Origin of the sequence: Bradyrhizobium sp. Ec3.3, assembly GCF_000472925.1 — a bacterium.
GTDB lineage: Bacteria > Pseudomonadota > Alphaproteobacteria > Rhizobiales > Xanthobacteraceae > Bradyrhizobium.
In genome coordinates this window covers 16,698-33,834 of sequence record NZ_AXAS01000072.1, presented here as the reverse complement: position 1 = coordinate 33,834, position 17,137 = coordinate 16,698, and the positions used below count along the sequence as shown (strand labels likewise).

Below are 17,137 nucleotides of genomic sequence, written 5' to 3'. Positions count from 1 at the left end.
TCCCGCCTGCCGAAGCCAGACGGATCTTGCGGCGGCTCGAGTTCCACTACACCCCCAAACACGCAAGCTGGCTCAACATGGTCGAGATCGAGATCGGCGTCTTGCGGGGACAGTGCCTCGATCGCAGGATCGATGACCCCAAGCGACTGCGCCGCGAAATCGCCGCTTGGGAACGCCAGAGAAATGCCGCACGCTCCCGCATCAAATGGATGTTCACGACAGACAAGGCCCGCGCCAAAATGGGCCGCGCCTATCCTGACACTTCCAAAGAGTCATAATCACTGTGCAGAGACACTAGTGTCACACCATGTAGAATTGAGACATCGTCCTCGATCTCTGCCGTTTCAACCATGACAAATCCTGTCGCATGGTCGAGAAAGATGCCTCGGCCCATCTTGGCTGCCGGATGGATGTCGACCTGAAATATTGTGGAGGCCCGGCTTTGCGGATAATACGCGAAATTCTTACGGCCCGTACGCCAGAGCGAGTGAGCGAGACGATGCGCCTGAATCGCGTGAAAGCCCTTGAAGTAGAGCAGCGGGTCGATAAAGCGTGAGGCAGCCGGAGTCGCGGTCGCAGATAGCGACGAGATCGGCGCGGAACGTGTTGCTGAGGTCAGGCTCCTCACGCAGCACATCCTGATAGGCTTTCCGGATTACTGGAAAGTTCGGAGTGATGCAGCCGTTCGGCGATACGATGAACAATCGCGTCCTCGAGGCACTCATGATGCAAAACTGATGAATAAATGAAGGCGGCGAGCTCCGGCTCAAGCTCGATGACCTCGGCTTCCTCCCGAACACGCGCCCAAACCGCGTCGATGCTGCTCACGATGGATCGAGAACCGAGCAAAGTTTGCAGCATGACTCTCCTATCATTCGTCCTAGTCGATCACACCCATAAGCTCGCGCGGCTGACGGCGCTGGCCAATCGGCAAGGAGCAAAGCACCGGCGTCCGCACGAGGTTCTGCAGTGCTAATGATTGATCAACATGTCGCGCGACGTGCTGCTCAGTGACTTCGCGCCATTTTCAGTCACGCGGACGGTCTCGCTGAAAATATAGCCATCCTCTTTCTCCCAGATGCCGATGAGCAGGTGAAAGGTCATATTGGGCTGCAGGATGGTCGGGTCGCCCTCCTGAAAGCTTGGCCCGCCATCTGTCCAGTCGATACCTATCGAGTAGCCAATTCGCGATTCTTTGCGCACCCCGCGAGGATTAAACGTGCTCCGGAATGCCTGCTCAACATCGCTACATTTTGCTCCCGGCCGGATAGTTTCGAACGCGGCAAGGAAGCCATCTACATGCTTGGTGCACATGACGCGATCGAGCGGATGGTTCTCCCAAAAATACAGATTCGTGACAATGCGCAGGCATATCGGCGTCGAAAGCCGCCGGTCTCAAAATTGGTCTGGCAGCGCATCTTGTAAACGCCGTCTGACCACCTAATGTGCGGTGCATGGCAGGAGAGCCAACTGGCATGATGGGCGGGTTGCGGCTAGGTCCACCTGGGAAATCCATCGTGCCCGAGCACAAGGCGTGGTTAACGGCAGCGGCAACATCGCATTCGCGGACACCAACAGCGATCGTTCGCCGGCCAACCTCCGTGGCTTTGTCCGCGATCTTGCCCGCTTGCTCAATGTAGGCGAGTTCAGCTGATGACTTTACCGACTTAAGTTCAGAAACCATCCCATCTGCATCGACGGCCTTCGACAGGTCCAAGCTTTGGCCAGGGCGGCATGCCCCTTCACGCCAAACAATCGGGCGCCAAGTTCGATACCGATGTGACTGGACTTAGCGCGCTCGCGCACCATGTTGCCAATCGGCTCCCAAGCCGTCCGCTCGTTCGAACCAATATATTTCTCGGGATAGCTGACGAGGCGCGATTGTGCGAGATAGGAAGTGGCGGTCGCACATTGGATATCCTGCTCTCGCAGAATGAGCCACGGATCTTCCTCGTCTTGGCACACAAGAGCAAGTTGCGGGACGTAGTCCGAAAATGCCTCATATCCGGTGAGATTGTTCATGTTCGAATCACTCAAAACAAGGAGTGCGTCAATGCCTCGCTTGGCCATGCGCTGGCGGAGCCGAGCAGTTCGAATCGCGATATTCCTCTTGGCTAAATGCGGGCACGGGCAGCCTCTCCTGTGTTTAGCAGCGTAATGACGGCAGATAACGATGCTTGAAATTGATCGAACCTAACACCTACGGCCGCACAAAGAGCGCACGAAACAAGGAGACTTGCGCCGTGTCCAGTGAGCTCGGCGCTCCGAGAAAGCAGCGACTGTCCGCGACAAGGCGGAGGAATGATCAAGTAGCCAAGGTCGTCTCAACCAGGTTCACCCAATAGCCGATGCCGAAAGGAAGCGCTTCGTCGTTAAAGTCGTAGGCCGGGTGGTGCACGCCGGCAGTCGGTCCATTTCCTAGAAAAATGAAAGCGCCCGGGCGCGCCTCAAGCATATAGGCGAAGTCTTCCGATCCCATCCGCGGTTTGATGTTGTCGTCCACGGCGGCGGATCCAACAAGATTACGGGCCGCCTTGATGGCCAGCGTGGTCTCCTCCATGTGGTTGAAGGTGACAGGATCGTGCCGACGGTAGTCAAGTTCAGCATCTCCACCAAATCCGCGCGCGATGCCTTGCGCGACGGACAAAATATGCGTTTCGGCGAAGTCACGCAGACTGGGCTCATGAGTTCTTACAGTACCCGTCATTTCAACCTCATCGGGAATGATATTGAAGGCATCAGCCGCCTTGAGCTTGGTGACCGAAATCACCAGCGATTCGATGGGATTGGCCTTGCGCGAGACTATGGTTTGCAAGCCCATGATGATCTGTGCTGCAATTACGACCGGATCGATGGTCTCATTTGGCTTAGCCGCATGACCGCCTCTGCCCTTCACAATGAGGTCGAACTCATCAAGGGAGGCGAGCATCGGACCGTGGCGAATGCCGAATTTTCCGACCTCCATGCCCGGCGCATTGTGCATGCCGAAGACTTGAGAGATGTTGAAACGATCCATGATTCCTTCTTGAACCATTCTTAGGCCACCTAGCGCTCCTTCTTCTGCCGGCTGAAAGATCAGGGCAACCGAGCCTTTGAACTTGCGAGTTCCGGCCAGATACTTCGCGGCTCCGAGAAGCATGGCAGTGTGGCCATCATGACCGCATGCGTGCATCTTACCTGGTATTTTCGACGACCAAGGCTTGTTCGACGCCTCGAGTATGGGCAAAGCATCCATGTCCGCTCTTAACCCGATGGTTGGCCCCTCGCCACCTTCGCCTTGGATCAATGCGACGATACCGGTTTCAGCTATCCCGGTCTCGATGTGATTGATGCCAAACGAAGCCAATTTTTCCGTCACAAACCTCGCCGTGTTGTGTACCTGATAGTCGAGCTCTGGATTTTCGTGGAGATAGCGGCGCCACTCGGTCGCCTCGCGCTGCAGATCTCTGAATGTTTCAACATTGTGCATGTCACGCTCAAAAAGCTAACCTCTAGAGGATATGCACTATAAACCAACCTGGCACCCGTCTCCCCCGCTGTTTCGAAGGAGCCGCAGCAATCCTGCGATTTGCGTCATAGAATGCAAGAAAGCACCGAGGGGATCCTGCGCAAATCTTTTACGATCTCACCTGCGAAGCGACTTGGCGTCACGCATGTGCCCGGCGGCCATAGATGACGCAAACTCAAATCGGCAGTCCTGCGACGCAATACGGCGGGCCGCCGAGTGATCTAACGCAGTGACGTGGGTCTCGCGGCGGCCTCCCTCATTCTGAGGAGCTGCTCAATGTCGCTCCCGATCATTTCTAAATCTCGTTCCGGTTCAGTGTTTGTTTCAGTATGTCTAGGACCCTGGCTGATGAAATAGGTGAAGACCCGCGTGGTTTAGTTGTCGAAGGACGATCCAGCCTTCGCGGCCTCCGCTTGAGCGAAGGCAAGCGAGGCGATGGCGGTATCCTGGATACCTGTGCCAGTGAGATCGGCAATTGTGATTTGCTTCTCGCTGGAGCGGCCCAGTTTGGTCCCGGAGATAATCTCCCCGAGTTCTGGAAAGCATGCGTCGGCAGCAATGGTGCCTGCTGCAATTGCGTGATGCAATTCGCCTAGACAACGTGTCTGCTTGAGGCTGTCGGCGACATAGATATCCGCTTGGGCGATCGCACTCGGATCGATCTCATTCTTGTGTTCAGCGTCGGATCCCATGGCGGTGATGTGCTGCCCAGGCTCCAACCATGCAGCGCTCAGGACGGGCTGATCGGCCGGCGTTGTCGTGACAATGACGTGGGATCCGGCCACGGCTTTCATTGGGTCCCCACAGGCAGTTATAGGAATCTCCAGTTGCCCGGATAACTCCTGCGCAACCACCTCGGCTTTTGGCAGATTGCGCGCCCAGATGCGCGCCTCACGGACAGGCCGCACCAGGGTGAGCGCCTGCAATTGCAATCTTGCCTGAATCCCGCTACCTAAGATTGCGACAATCGAAGCATCCTTGCGCGCCAGATAATTGGCCGCAACCGCACCTGCAGCGGCAGTTCGCACGTTAGTCAAATAGCCATTGTCGAGCAGTACCGCTTGCACCAAGCCGGTTCTGGTAGAAAGCAGCACCATCATTCCGTTGGTACTGGGCAGGCCGATCTTCGGATTATCAAAGAAGCCAGGGCTGATCTTGACAGCAAAGCCCTCAAGCTCCGGAACGTAGGCCGTTTTGACGTCGACCTCTCCCCGATGCTCGCGAATATCGAGCCGCAGGATGGGTGGCATTACGACCGCCTTGGTGGCAAGCGAATGGAACGCTCTCTCGATGCATTGCACTGCGGCAAGATCGAGCGGCACAATCTTTCTAAGCTCGCGCTCTGCCAAAATCTTTATTCTTGGCATTAGACCACTCCCTCCAGCGGCTCGTTCACACCAGCTACAACCCGGCGGTGCAGTTCCATGTCGATATTGCGGCCTGAAAGTACGAGCGCGATTGGCCCTCGCAACCCGGCAATCTTCTGGGCGAGCAGCGCCGCGATGCCGACAGCACCTGCGCCCTCTAGGACTTCGCGCTCATTCTCATAAGCATGACGAATGCCGGCGGCGATCTCGCTCTCGCTCAGCAAAACGAAATCATCAAGAAGAGTTTGGCACATGGCAAGCGTCAGTTTGTTGTCGAGCCCGATACCTCCGCCTAACGCGTCAGCAAGGGTTCGAAGCTCCTCTACTTGGACCGGTCGGCCAGCGTCGAGACTTGCCTTCATCGCAGCGCCACGTGCCATGCTAACGCCTATGATCCTTGCTTGAGGCCGCACAGCTTTGATCGCTGTAGCTATGCCCGCAGCCAATCCCCCGCCCGACACTGGCACGAGCACGGTGGCGACATCGGGCATCGCCTCGATGATCTCGAGACCGATTGTTCCCTGTCCAGCGATGATTGCCGGATGATCGAATGGCGGCAGCAAAACAAGCCGATCTTCACACACGAGACGATCGACCTCCTCCTGCGCTTCATCCTGCGACTCTCCAATGATCCGCACGTCTGCGCCAAGGCGCCGGATTTCGGAAAGCTTGTTTTCCGGCACGAGCCGGGACATACAGATTGTGGCACGCGCGCCCACAGCGCGAGCTGCAAATGACAGTGCCCGACCGTGATTGCCGGTCGAGACGGCGACGACGCCACGTGCCCGCTCGCCGTCCGTGAGTCTTAAGATCGCATTAGTCGCGCCGCGCAGCTTGAAGCTGCCAGTCGTCTGACAATGCTCAAGCTTCAGGGCAACTGGTGTGCCGCAAATCTCTGAGAGCGTCGCGGAGGGTACCAACGGTGTGGAGAGGACGTGTCCTTTGATGCGGCTACGCGCATCCTGAATGTCCCCGAGCTCGATCATATATCTCGTTCCTTCAACCATAGAGGAGCCAGCGCCTGCCCGCGCCGACGACCGGCCGCAGCGGCAAATACGCGCCTCGGACGGAATTCCTTGAGAACCCATTCTTCAGTTCACACCAAATGACGTTTCGACCGCGGCCCGACGTGCAGCTGGCCAACTTTGCACAAGGCAGCTGGAGCGCTGCTCCGCTCATTTGTTGATATTACTTGAGCAATCAGGATATTAATGTTCCGAACAGGTTTGCGTCGCACTTCGCGCCACCGCAATGATTTTCTGCGCATTTGGCGTGAAATGCGACGAATTTCCCCAGGAGCTCTTGCTATGCGATACGACCGTACAGATGCCCGCATCCTAGAGATCGTACAGAAGAATAATCGTCTTACGTCCGAAGTGATCGGTGAACTGGCGGGGCTGTCTGCTACAGCATGTCAACGGCGGCTGAAGAGGCTTCGATCGGAAGGCATCATAGAAGCCGATGTTTCGATCGTTTCAGCGAAGGCTGTTGGAAGACCTATTCAACTGCTCGTACTGGTGAGCTTGGAACGCGAACGAGCAGACATCATTGACCGGTTCAAGAAGGCCATCAAATCGTCGAGCGAGGTCGTAAACGGATTCTACGTCACCGGCGATGCCGATTTTGTTCTCTACATCACTGCGCGCACGATGGAAGATTACGAGCAATTCACCAGAATCTTCTTCTATGAGAATCCGGACATCAAGGGTTTTAAGACGATGGTCGTCATGGACCGAGTCAAGACAGGATTTGCCGTCCCGATCGAAGCGCCGACGGAGGATTGATCAAGAAAGATCTCGAAGGGGTATCGGAGCGCAACTGAAAGCAGAGATTTGAAACATCGCGAGCACGCGCTTGCAAACTGAAAATTCAGCCGGCCCGCCGCAATGACCGTTTCATATCTGCCCCGATTGTTTTGCTAATCAGCCTGCACGAACCCCCTCCCGGTGATTCAGTGGTCGAATGTGGTGTACGGGATGGCTCACCTTGAGGGACAATCCTCGGCGCCAGACCGCTGCACTCACCGTGTTCGAGAGCAGGTAAGCCACGGTCATGGGACCCACCCCGCCGGGAACCGGAGTTATGTGGCTCGCGCGCTTGCTTGCTTCAGCGAAGGCCACGTCTCCGACAAGTTTGGCGTCGCCGTCGGAATCGATCGCGCGATTGATCCCTACATCAATGACGACCGCCCCCCTCTTGAGCCAATCACCCCGTACAAGACCCGCACAACCGGCGGCAGCGACAACAATATCTGCCTTTCGGCAGAGCTCTCCGAGCTTGCGCGTTTGGATCTGGGCAGCGGTGACGGTACACCCGGCATCGCCGAGCAGAACGGCCAGAGGTTTTCCGACGATATTCGACCGACCAATGACGAGAACGTCCAGCCCGTTCAGGTCACTAACGACCGTCTTGATGAGATGCATGACCCCAAGCGGAGTACAGGGCGCAAGAGCCGGCCTGCCAATTGCCAATCGCCCGACGTTGTAGGGATGAAAGCCGTCAACATCCTTCTTTGGATCGATCGCCTCCAGCACGCGCCCGCCGTTGATGTGGCCAGGCAAGGGCAACTGAACAAGGATGCCATCGATGGCATCATCGGCATTTAGATCGTCGATCAAATTGAGCAGCTCAGCTTCGCTGACATCGTTCGGCAGCCCAAATTGTTGGGACCTGATCCCAGCAGCCGTTGCTTGTTTGGCCTTTGTCTTCACGTAAACCGAGCTGGCCGGATCGTCACCGACGAGTACCACAGCCAGTCCTGGGCTGACGTTACATTCAGCCTTGAGGAGCGCCACGTCGCGTGCGACGGAGGCCCGTAACGCGCCAGCGATGGCTTTGCCGTCGATTTGGATAGCATTCATGGTCCAGCTCCAGCGATGCTCGCCGAGTTAGGTGGCGGCGCGAGGGCGCCAACAGCAAAGGAAATCCTGCTCCGTTGATCCCCGACCGTGCCAATCAAACGCATGAAGATCGTAGCGTTTGGCTTTGGACTCCTCGCGCTGAGGGATGGCTCAAGGGCGACGCAAAACGCTTCGTCCTTATTGAGCCGCTCTGAGGATGAAAGTCGCTCGAAGGCGCCTTCCCGAAGCCCTAAAATTCGGCGAACAATTGGACGAATTCGCCGCCTATGCTCGCTGCTGTGGCCAGGCTCTTAGGGTTCCTGATCGAGGTGGTTCGTGGCGGAGGTAGAGCCATAACGGATAACGCCCAAGAGGTGTCGAAGGGCATACCTAGCGTGCGTCAAGACCAGAGCTGTTGACCGGCCGTTTTGGCAGACGGAAGAAAGCTCGGACCCCATGTAAGCTCAGGTGGCTTCCCCGTCGCTCGCCAACTCGTCCATTACTTGCTTAGTTGCTCGATAGGCGAGATCAACGATTTCGTCGATCTCGCTCTCCGAAACAACCAGAGGCGGGGCAAAGCCGAGAATGTCTCCATGGGGCATAGCCCGCGCGATAAGACCCCGATCGCGAGCAGCCTTCGAAATGCGAGCACCCACCTTGAGGTCTGCGTCAAATCGCCGCTTGGTCTGGCGGTCAGCGACAAACTCAACGGCGCCAAGCAACCCCACCCCCCGAACTTCTCCAACGATTTCCAACTGCGCAAAGCATTCCTTAAGTCTCTTCTGGAAATGCGCCCCCACAGACTTCGCGCGATCGCTTAGCCGCTCCTTCTCGACAATGTCGAGGACTGCATTCGCAGCCGCTGCCGCAATCGGATGGCCAGAATAGGTATACCCGTGCGAAAATGACCCGATGCGATCCGCGGCCTCTTCCATAACAGCGTAAACTCTCTCGCCGACGATAGCTCCCGAAAGCGGGACATAGCCGGAAGTTAGACCTTTGGCGACAGTGACCAGGTCCGGCTCCATTCCATAAAGCAAGCTACCGAAATTAGCGCCGGTTCGACCGAATCCACAAATTACCTCATCGGCAATCAACAGGACGTCGTAGCGACTTAGCACGCTCTGAATTTCACGCCAGTAGCCGCTGGGAGGCGGCGTGATCCCGCCCGTACCCAAGACGGGCTCGGCGATGAACGCCCCGACTGTCTCGGGCCCCTCCTTCACGATCAATGCCTCCAGCTCAGCAGCGCGTCGGCGAGAAAAGTCCTCCTCCGATTCCCCTGGCTCAGCCCCCCAGTAGTGATGCGGTGCACCTGTATGCAGAACACCAGGGAATGGAAGATCCATATGATCGTGATAGAAAGACATACCTGTCATTGAACCAGATATGACCGAACAGCCGTGGTACCCTCGCTCACGCGAGATGATCTTTTTCTTTCGGGGGTGGCCCCGCAGATTGTTGTAATACCAAACAAGTTTTGCCTGGGTCTCGTTGGCATCCGATCCAGACATTCCATAGAATACTTTGCTTGGCTTGCCTGGCGCCATTCGCACCAGTCGATCCGACAGCCTCGCCAATTCTTCAGTCGTATGAGCCGCGTACGCATGATAATAGGCCAAATTGTAAGCCTGCCGCGCGATGGCTTCAGCCACTTCGGCGCGACCATAACCGATGTTTACACAATACAAACCAGCGAAGCCATCGATGTAGGTGCGTCCTTGCGCGTCTTCGATGCGAATACCTTTGCCGCCCGTGACGATCGTTGGATCGCCAAGCTTGCCGGTAGCGAAGTCTTTGAGTTGAGTGAATGGATGGAGGACAGTTGATCGATCCTGTTCAGCGATGGTTTTAATGTCCATTATACTTTCTCCTAAGCCGCCAAGTCGCCAAAGCAGACGTATTTTAGCTCCATGTACTCCGCCAAGCCGTGTCGTGAGCCCTCACGACCGAGTCCGGACTGCTTCCATCCGCCAAAGGGAACAGGCGGACCGGTGAATGAAGCCGTATTCACGCCGACCATGCCGTACTCGATCCGCTCTGAAAGTCGCAGCGCTCGGCGCAGACTGTCGGTGTAGACATAGGCGGCCAAACCCACCTCGCTCGCATTTGCTTTCGCAATGACCTCTTCTTCGGAATCAAACGGAAGCACGGCTGCGACCGGTCCAAAGGTCTCCTCATGGGTGATGAGCATCTCTTCAGTTACATCGCTAAGAAGCGTCGGAGCAACGAAGTTCGGACCAAGGCCGTCGCTGAGACGCGCAGCACTAGCCCGCGCTCCTTTCATCACCGCATCATCGATTTGTGCCTTGCATTTGCTAGCGACGGACAACTTGGTCATCGGACCGATATCCGTCGTAGGCTCTAGACCATGACCGATTTTGAGTTTGGCGATGGCTGCAGCGAACTCCTCAACGAAGGCCGCGTAGATGCCCCGCTGCACGTAAATGCGGTTAGCAGCCAAACAATCCTGACCAGAGGTAGCGAATTTCGCGGCCATCGCTCCTGTTACGGCCTTATCAAGGTCGACATCCTCAAAGACAAGGAACGGGGCGTGCCCACCAAGCTCGAGCGAGACTTTCTTGACTGTGTCTGCTGCTCCCTTGAGCAGCAAACGGCCGACCTGGGTAGAACCCGTAAACGAGAGCGCTCGTATTCGCGGATCGCGAAGCAGTGGCGCCGAAAGTTCGACGGGATCACCACTCACCGCCTGAAATACGCCGGCCGGCGCGCCGGCCTCTTCGGCAAGCCTAGCCACAGCGAGAGCCGAGAGCGGCGTCTCCGGAGCCGGTTTGACAATGATCGGGCAACCGGCTGCGAGCGCAGCTCCCGCTTTTCGAGTAATCATCGCGACAGGAAAATTCCACGGAGTGATAGCCGCCGCGACACCAATTGGCTGCATGCGCACCTGAAGCTGACTTGCAGCTTTGTGGCTCGGGATGGTCTCTCCGTATGCACGCTCACCCTCTGCGGAGAACCAATCGAGAAATCCGGCGCCATATTCAATCTCGTGCCGCGCCTCAGCGAGCGGCTTGCCCTGTTCGCTCGTCACCAACACGGCAAGCTCCTCAGAATGGGCGCGCAGCAATGACGCCCAACGCCTGAGAATCTCGCCACGTTTGGCGGGCAGCAGCGCTCGCCAAGCAGGAAAAGCCCGTTCGGCGGCTTCAATGGCGCGGTCCATATCCGCTGCACTGCAACGGGCAACACGCGCGATCTCATCACCACTCGCGGGATCGAGCACGACGTCAGTTTCTCCGCCCGAACTCCAACGCCCGTCGATCAGGGCGGTCCCCGCAACGAAGTCGCGGCGGCGAAGAGCTTGGAGATGTTTCGCGACAACGCCTGCCAGTTGAGGACTCTTGGGTCGAACGCTCTGGAAGACCATCTATGAAAGTCCGCACCGTCGTTTGTTGAAACTGTCTAGGCAATCAGGATACTGATGTGGCAAACATATTTGCGTCGCATTTCCCGCCATTCGGATGATTTCCAGCAGGTACCGGCGGTTTTGTGATGAATTAGACCAGAAGGCGGGGAGCTGGCTTTGCAATATGACCGAATAGACGCTCGCATTCTTGAAATCGTGCAAAAGAACAATCGGCTGACTTCGGACGCGATCAGCAAAATGGCCGGGCTGTCCGCCACTGCGTGTCAACGACGCCTGAAGAGGCTGCGCTCCGATGGCATCATCGAGGCCGATGTCTCAATCGTATCGCCGAAGGCAGTCGGAAGACCTATTCAGATGCTCGTGTTGGTTAGTCTCGAGCGGGAGCGTTCCGATATCGTCGATCGGTTCAAGAAAGGCATCAAATCGTCGGTTGAAGTCGTCAACGGATTCTATGTTACGGGTGATGCAGACTTCGTCCTCTATGTCACCGCCCGGAGCATGGAAGATTATGAGCAATTCACGCGCCGGTTTTTTTACGAGAATTCCGACATCAAGGGCTTCAAGACGATGGTCATCATGGACCGCGTAAAGACGGGCTTGGCCGTTCCAGTCACAAATCCGGAGGACTGATGGAACGCATTCCCGGCAGAGTGGTGGCCCTGATATCCTGATGTGCAGTTTCTGGATCGCCCGATGTCGTTTGCCAGGACGAGCCTGATGCTACGAATAGCGCTCTTTTTCTTCGTTCCCTCCCGTACAACGCTCAAAATCCGCGTCGTCCCCGCTCTACTCTGATGGACTTGAAGCGAAGTCATTCGCCGCCAGTGAAGTCATTCGCCGCCCGTCATGTTCGAATGACGACCGCAAATCTCGAGCTCATTCAGTTGCCCGACCATTCCCCTCGCCAAGTATTTAGGAACTCGTCGGGCGCTGCCCTCTGTTACAGGCATGACCTCCGCCCAGAGATCCCAATTGGGTCTGCGCCAGAGCCCGCCATGTCGGAAACATTAAGCAGCGCTCATGACAGAAATCGGTTCAACATCGCGGCGCGAGAAGCTCGCACGCGATGTCACCGATGGTAGCGCTCAATGACTCCGGACGCCCGCAACCGAAAATTTCGGAACTCAGACGGCTCAAGACTGGCGAGGCTGGAAGAACGGCTTGCCCGCTTACGGGAGATGAATTCTGCCGCGCCATCCTGGTTTGGTTCGGGATCGGATCGGCGAGGTTCAAGCTGGAGGTATTAATGAGCGAATCGTCGAAACCTCCTGCGCTCGATCGAGACGGCATTACGGTTCCGTTACGATTTCCGACATTTCGCCGCATCTGGCTTGCAAGCCTGTTCTCAAATCTCGGCATTCTCATTCAGGGGGTCGGAGCGGCTTGGGCAATGACACAGATGACATCATCCGCCGATAAGGTCGCGCTCGTGCAGACCGCGCTGATGCTCCCAGTGATGCTGATTTCGATTCCCGCCGGCGCTGTTGCCGACATGCATGATAGGCGCATTGTCGCACTGACGGCGTTAAGCATCACGCTCGCCGGCGCGACTGCATTGACCGCACTTGCCTGGTTAAACTTGATCACGCCAAACCTCCTGCTAGCACTCTGCTTTGCCGTCGGCAGTGGCATGGCACTGATGGGCCCGGCCTGGCAATCGTCGGTCAGCGAACAGGTGCCCTCGGAAGCCTTGCCTGCCGCGGTCGCGCTGAACGGAATAAGCTACAACATCGCCCGCAGCGTGGGCCCGGCGATCGGCGGAATTGTCGTTGCTACCGCCAGCGCAGTAGTTGCGTTTGCACTCAACGTGCTACTGTATTTGCCGCTGATGCTCGCGCTATTTTTATGGAAGCGGATAGCCGAACCTTCGCGTCTGCCACCGGAGAAGCTGAGTCGCGCGATCATTTCGGGCGTACGCTACATTGGTAATTCGCCGTCGATTAAGATTGTTTTGATCCGCGCGATGGTAACTGGCGTGATTGGCGGTGCAATCACTGCGCTGATGCCTCTTGTCGCACGCGATCTCCTGCACGGCGGCGCGGGGACATACGGCATCATGCTCAGCGCCTTCGGGCTGGGCGCGGTAATTGGTGCTTTCAAGGTGCCCGAGGTGCGTAAGCGCTTGAGCGGCGAGGCAGCGATCCGCGCTTGTGCGCTGACGATGGCTGGAGCGGTTGCCGCCGTAGCGCTGAGCCGAGAGCCGGTACTGACGGCCGTCGCGCTTGTTCTGGCGGGGGGCGTGTGGATGATGGCGTGGGTTCTGTTCAGTATTGGTGTACAACTCTCAGTCCCACGCTGGGTTGCCGGTCGGTCCCTTGCGGCTTATCAGGCCGCGGGCTCAGGTGGGATTGCGGTGGGCAGCTGGGGCTGGGGACATTTGACCGATGTCACCGGTGTCCAATCGGCGTTGCTGGTTTCGGCGGCCCTGCTTACGATTTCGCCGCTATTGGGAGTCTGCTTGCGCATGCCGCGGATCGGCGCACGGGGTGAAGAGGCCGAAATGCTTGACGATCCGGAGGTACGGCTGCCGCTTACCGGGCGAAGCGGTCCCCTGGTGGTCGAAATTGAATATCGCGTCGCGCAGGAGAATGCGCGCGCCTTTCACAATCTGATGCAGAACGTGCAATTGTTCCGCCAACGCAACGGCGCCTATGGCTGGTCAATCGCACGCGATATCGCCGATCCTGAGCTATGGACTGAGCGCTATCATTGTCCGACCTGGTTCGATTACCTGCGCCAGCGCGATCGTTCGACGCAGTCGGAGCGTGCGCTGGACCGCCAGGCAGCGGGCTTCCACGTTGGTTCCGAGCCGTTACGAGTCCGACGCATGCTGGAACGTCCGTTTGGATCGGTGCGCCCGAAGGAAGATCTCGCCGATTTCTCTGTAACTCATGTCGGTCTGCACCGCGATTGCTAGCAAATGCGCCAGCCGCCGGCACTTTCAAGACACACCAAGGAGCATGGGAGCGGCGCATGAGCGCCTGCCGGCACGCGGACAAGCGCAACCAGAACTCTCCGACGTCCAATCGGCGCACCTTCGAGCGAACGTGCAGATCGTTCCTAAAAGAAGGGCCACTCCCGAAGGAGTGGCCCAAGTCAGGGAGGAAACGACCCGCAAGGGGCCTCTGGGATCAGGCCGCGGCCTGATCGATCGGTGAAAACGGCAAACCAAGACTCTCGGCTACAGCCCGATATGTCAGCCGACCTCTATACACATTGAGGCCAGCTCGAAGATGTAGATTCTCAAGCACGGCGGAGAAGCCCCTGTTTGCCAGCGCCAAGCCAAATGGAAGAGTTGCGTTGTTGAGAGCCTGGCTGGAGGTGAGAGGGACGGCTCCGGGCATGTTGGCGACACAGTAGTGAATCACGCCGTCGACCTCGTAAGTTGGATCGGCATGGGTCGTCGGGCGCGATGTCTCGAAACATCCGCCCTGGTCGATCGCGACGTCGACGATCACCGAGCCTTTGCGCATTGAGCTCAACATGTCGCGGCTGACGAGCTTCGGCGCGCTAGCTCCAGGAACAAGAACCGCTCCGATTACGACATCTGCGACGAACACCTCCTCCTCGACCGCCTCAATGGTCGAGAATCTGGTACGAACACGCCCTTCAAACAGTTCGTCTAACTCGCGGAGTCGGGGAATCGAACGATCGAGAATTGTAACCTCCGCGCCCAGTCCCACAGCCATGCGCGCAGCGTGCGTGCCCACAACACCGCCCCCGATCACCACGATACGGGCCGGCTGGACACCTGGCACGCCCCCAATCAACAGTCCCCGCCCGCCCGAATATCGTTTCAAGGCCGCGCCCGCCGCCTCGATAGCAAGCCTCCCTGCAACCTCACTCATCGGCGCAAGCAATGGAAGCCCGCCCTGCGCATCAGTCACTGTTTCGTAAGCGATTGCTGTGCACCCAGACTTCAGGAGCCCCTTCGCCTGCTCGGGATCCGGCGCGAGATGCAGGTACGTAAAAAGAATTTGCATTTCTCGGAGCTGCGTCCATTCTGACGGCTGGGGCTCTTTCACCTTCACGATCATGTCGCTCGATGCGAACACCTCGCGAGCCGAGTCCACAATCATCGCACCAGCTTTGCGATAATTGTCATCCGTGGCCCCAATGCCAGCCCCGGCATTCATCTCGACCATTACGCTGTGCCCCGCCGCTACATACTCGCGGACAGCTCCAGGGGTAAGACCAACGCGGTATTCGTGCGTCTTGATTTCCTTGGGAACACCGACTTTCATTCTCAAACTCCTCGGTTGAAGCAACCTTGTACAGTTGAAGACGCGCCGTAAATTTGCGAAGCAGACCAAGACTTAGCCGAAATTCAATAAGTATTCGTTTTACGCTGCAGGATTTCCAATCGATCGTAGATAATCCAAACTCTGCGCAAAATTCGTCAACCCAGGAGGCACGGATACCTCCCCTTTGCATTACTGTCGTCAGTTGGCGCGCCTCACGACCATGTCTGCGTTCGATCGAAACGCGCTTCGGGGCGCATCTCCAGCACTTGGGCCTTAAAACACCTGAGTGAGTAAGAGGGGTGCTGCTATCCTGCCTCCGGCATTCAGGGTTCAGTCATCGACCCCTTCATATCGCTCGCACAATCATGAGGCATGCCGATCTACGTGATCCCTGGTGGCAGGCGATCCTCACATCGCTGACCGGCTGAACTTCGTCGAATTCGACCGCGGCACCGCCCAAATCCTGCGCCTAGTCCGCTCAGGTTGCACATTTTATTCACAAGAGTCCCGAGCGGGGTCATCAGTGGGCCGGATCGTATCTTTGTCGATGCACCTTTTGCGCACCTCATCATTAGGAGGCGCTTTCGTCTCATGCCCCTTCCGATCCCGCGGTGGTCGGAGCGACTGTCATTTCGGCACTGAAGCCTCATTCCGCGGATGCTAAATTGCCGAGCAAGCGTGTCGGCCGACGGTTCGATTTAGAGAGACTCGCGTTGCCGAACCGAAGCCGGGGGCTCGATTTCGGACCACGATGCAGTCAGAGCATCAGCGCAATCTATTTGAGGAAGCTGCTAGCTTTGGCATTCGGTGCGGATTTACGATTCCGATTCACGACAAAACGGGACCGATCGCCGCCGTCAGTTTTGCTACTGACGGACGGCGAAATGATTTGGAGCGATCGACACGGCGGTACGCCACTGTCCTGCGTGTAATCGCGATGTACTTCCATGCACACGCCAGGCCGACGCTGCAATGCGCTCGAAGCGTAGCCGGCGTATTGTTGTCGCCTCGTGAACTCGAGTGTCTTGAATGGTCCTCATTAGGTAAGTCTGCTGGAGACATCGGGATCATTCTTGACATTGTCTTCGAGGACCGCGGCTTTTCACCTGGACAATGTCCGCGCCAAACTCGGAGTTCGCACTATTCGACAGGCGGTCGTTCTGCTAGCCAGATCCAAATCACGAAAATAGGCGTCTTTGCTGTCCTGGTATACATGTGCAATTGCACAGGTGCCCGAGACCTCGCCGCGCTGCTTTATTGCAAAATGCGAAGCACGAGGCAGCAATGATGCAACTTATCACCCCCGACCACTACGGCGAGTTCATTTGCGATCTCGCCGAGATGCACCGGCTGCGTTATCGTGTGTTTAGGGAGCGCCTGGACTGGAATGTTCAAGTCAGTGTGGACATGGAGATCGACGAGTTTGATGTTTCTTCGACCGGTGCATTTGCTGAGCCGCTCAGCTAGCTAGGCGGCACGGGCAAGGAAAACGCGGATCGCCATCCGAAGATTGGCTGCGGGGTCATGATCGGTGCTGGCGCGAAAATCCTCGGCAACATCAGGATCGGTCACTGCGCGCGAATTGCCGCTGGATCCGTAGTCTTGAAGCCGGTTCCTGAAAACGTGACAGTCGCCGGTGTCCCCGCCAGCGTGGTCGGTACAGCTGGGTGCGCCGAAACCTCGCGAGCCATGAATCAGATGCTGAACAACAACGAATGACCCTGTCCCGTTTCCTGCCAAGCTTCGGCGTCGACGGAAATGAGCGGAGATCGAAAAATACGAAGTTCGCA

Annotated in this window: 14 protein-coding genes and 3 pseudogenes; 7 read left to right on the top strand and 10 right to left on the bottom strand. The window is 57.2% G+C overall.

Annotated features, from left to right (window positions below):
- The coding region (locus YUU_RS0140180; protein WP_027527327.1) for a transposase at positions 1–278 on the top strand (278 nt) is incomplete at its 5' end.
- Positions 279–295: 17 nt separating this feature from the next.
- Here YUU_RS0140180 and YUU_RS57400 read toward each other — a convergent pair.
- The 6 genes and pseudogenes from YUU_RS57400 to eutB all read right to left on the bottom strand — a co-directional run.
- Positions 296–861: pseudogene (locus YUU_RS57400) on the bottom strand (serine O-acetyltransferase); the annotation flags it as partial.
- A 111-nt stretch (positions 862–972) separates the two neighbouring features.
- Positions 973–1,314, bottom strand: a complete 342-nt coding sequence (locus YUU_RS55460) for a M24 family metallopeptidase (RefSeq protein ID WP_084801787.1) — start codon at positions 1,312–1,314, stop codon at positions 973–975.
- A gap of 345 nt (positions 1,315–1,659) precedes the next feature.
- The gene (locus tag YUU_RS0140155) at positions 1,660–2,097 is read right to left on the bottom strand and encodes an aminopeptidase P family N-terminal domain-containing protein (RefSeq protein WP_256375330.1); all 438 of its coding nucleotides are present in this window, start codon (positions 2,095–2,097) and stop codon (positions 1,660–1,662) included.
- 208 nt (positions 2,098–2,305) lie between these two features.
- A complete protein-coding gene (locus tag YUU_RS0140150; RefSeq protein ID WP_027527322.1) occupies positions 2,306–3,469 on the bottom strand; it encodes a M20 aminoacylase family protein in 1,164 nt (387 codons plus the stop codon).
- Positions 3,470–3,882: 413 nt separating this feature from the next.
- Entirely contained in the window at positions 3,883–4,875 is a 993-nt protein-coding gene (gene eutC / locus YUU_RS0140145; protein WP_027527321.1) for an ectoine utilization protein EutC, read from the bottom strand.
- Complete coding sequence (eutB, locus tag YUU_RS0140140; protein ID WP_027527320.1) at positions 4,875–5,861, bottom strand: hydroxyectoine utilization dehydratase EutB; 987 nt, start codon at positions 5,859–5,861, stop codon at positions 4,875–4,877. Before eutB ends, eutC begins: the two co-directional genes overlap by 1 nt.
- Positions 5,862–6,182: 321 nt before the next feature.
- Between eutB and YUU_RS0140135 the strand changes: the two genes are divergently transcribed.
- On the top strand, positions 6,183–6,659 hold the full coding sequence (locus YUU_RS0140135) for an Lrp/AsnC family transcriptional regulator (RefSeq protein WP_027527319.1): 477 nt from the start codon (positions 6,183–6,185) through the stop codon (positions 6,657–6,659).
- A 138-nt stretch (positions 6,660–6,797) separates the two neighbouring features.
- On the opposite strand, the gene folD is transcribed toward YUU_RS0140135, so the two are convergent.
- The 3 genes from folD to YUU_RS0140120 form a co-directional block, all read right to left on the bottom strand.
- Positions 6,798–7,736, bottom strand: coding sequence for a bifunctional methylenetetrahydrofolate dehydrogenase/methenyltetrahydrofolate cyclohydrolase FolD (gene folD / locus YUU_RS53420; protein ID WP_051390153.1), 939 nt, complete (start codon positions 7,734–7,736; stop codon positions 6,798–6,800).
- 443 nt (positions 7,737–8,179) lie between these two features.
- Positions 8,180–9,577, bottom strand: a complete 1,398-nt coding sequence (locus tag YUU_RS0140125; RefSeq protein WP_035664668.1) for an aminotransferase — start codon at positions 9,575–9,577, stop codon at positions 8,180–8,182.
- Positions 9,578–9,588: 11 nt separating this feature from the next.
- Positions 9,589–11,067, bottom strand: coding sequence for an NAD-dependent succinate-semialdehyde dehydrogenase (locus tag YUU_RS0140120; protein WP_027527317.1), 1,479 nt, complete (start codon positions 11,065–11,067; stop codon positions 9,589–9,591).
- Between the two features lie 192 nt (positions 11,068–11,259).
- Here YUU_RS0140120 and YUU_RS0140115 point away from each other — a divergent pair, with 192 nt between their 5' ends.
- Together YUU_RS0140115 and YUU_RS0140110 are read left to right on the top strand one after the other, a co-directional pair.
- Positions 11,260–11,733 (top strand): Lrp/AsnC family transcriptional regulator, encoded by a 474-nt coding sequence (locus YUU_RS0140115; protein WP_027527316.1) that lies wholly within the window; start codon positions 11,260–11,262, stop codon positions 11,731–11,733.
- Between the two features lie 616 nt (positions 11,734–12,349).
- Entirely contained in the window at positions 12,350–14,020 is a 1,671-nt protein-coding gene (locus YUU_RS0140110; RefSeq protein WP_027527315.1) for an MFS transporter, read from the top strand.
- Positions 14,021–14,234: 214 nt separating this feature from the next.
- On the opposite strand, the gene ald is transcribed toward YUU_RS0140110, so the two are convergent.
- On the bottom strand, positions 14,235–15,347 hold the full coding sequence (ald, locus tag YUU_RS0140105) for an alanine dehydrogenase (RefSeq protein WP_027527314.1): 1,113 nt from the start codon (positions 15,345–15,347) through the stop codon (positions 14,235–14,237).
- Between the two features lie 751 nt (positions 15,348–16,098).
- On the opposite strand from ald, the gene YUU_RS57395 reads away from it, so the two are divergent.
- The 3 genes and pseudogenes from YUU_RS57395 to YUU_RS0140095 form a co-directional block, all read left to right on the top strand.
- On the top strand, positions 16,099–16,635 hold the full coding sequence (locus YUU_RS57395; RefSeq protein WP_245288250.1) for an autoinducer binding domain-containing protein: 537 nt from the start codon (positions 16,099–16,101) through the stop codon (positions 16,633–16,635).
- Positions 16,632–16,775 (top strand): annotated as a pseudogene (locus tag YUU_RS0140100) (acyl-homoserine-lactone synthase); the annotation flags it as partial. The gene YUU_RS57395 and the pseudogene YUU_RS0140100, both read left to right, overlap by 4 nt.
- 39 nt (positions 16,776–16,814) lie before the next feature.
- A pseudogene (locus YUU_RS0140095) lies at positions 16,815–17,066 on the top strand (serine O-acetyltransferase); the annotation flags it as partial.
- Positions 17,067–17,137 lie beyond the last annotated feature (71 nt).

Coding starts and splice junctions, on each gene's coding strand:
- eutB (WP_027527320.1), bottom strand. CDS start 5,861: ATGATCGAGCTCGGGGACATTCAGGATGCGCGTAGCCGCATCAAAGGA.
- YUU_RS0140125 (WP_035664668.1), bottom strand. CDS start 9,577: ATGGACATTAAAACCATCGCTGAACAGGATCGATCAACTGTCCTCCAT.
- ald (WP_027527314.1), bottom strand. CDS start 15,347: ATGAAAGTCGGTGTTCCCAAGGAAATCAAGACGCACGAATACCGCGTT.
- YUU_RS0140135 (WP_027527319.1), top strand. CDS start 6,183: ATGCGATACGACCGTACAGATGCCCGCATCCTAGAGATCGTACAGAAG.
- YUU_RS57395 (WP_245288250.1), top strand. CDS start 16,099: ATGCAGTCAGAGCATCAGCGCAATCTATTTGAGGAAGCTGCTAGCTTT.
- eutC (WP_027527321.1), bottom strand. CDS start 4,875: ATGCCAAGAATAAAGATTTTGGCAGAGCGCGAGCTTAGAAAGATTGTG.
- folD (WP_051390153.1), bottom strand. CDS start 7,736: ATGAATGCTATCCAAATCGACGGCAAAGCCATCGCTGGCGCGTTACGG.
- YUU_RS0140110 (WP_027527315.1), top strand. CDS start 12,350: ATGAGCGAATCGTCGAAACCTCCTGCGCTCGATCGAGACGGCATTACG.
- YUU_RS55460 (WP_084801787.1), bottom strand. CDS start 1,314: ATGTGCACCAAGCATGTAGATGGCTTCCTTGCCGCGTTCGAAACTATC.
- YUU_RS0140150 (WP_027527322.1), bottom strand. CDS start 3,469: ATGCACAATGTTGAAACATTCAGAGATCTGCAGCGCGAGGCGACCGAG.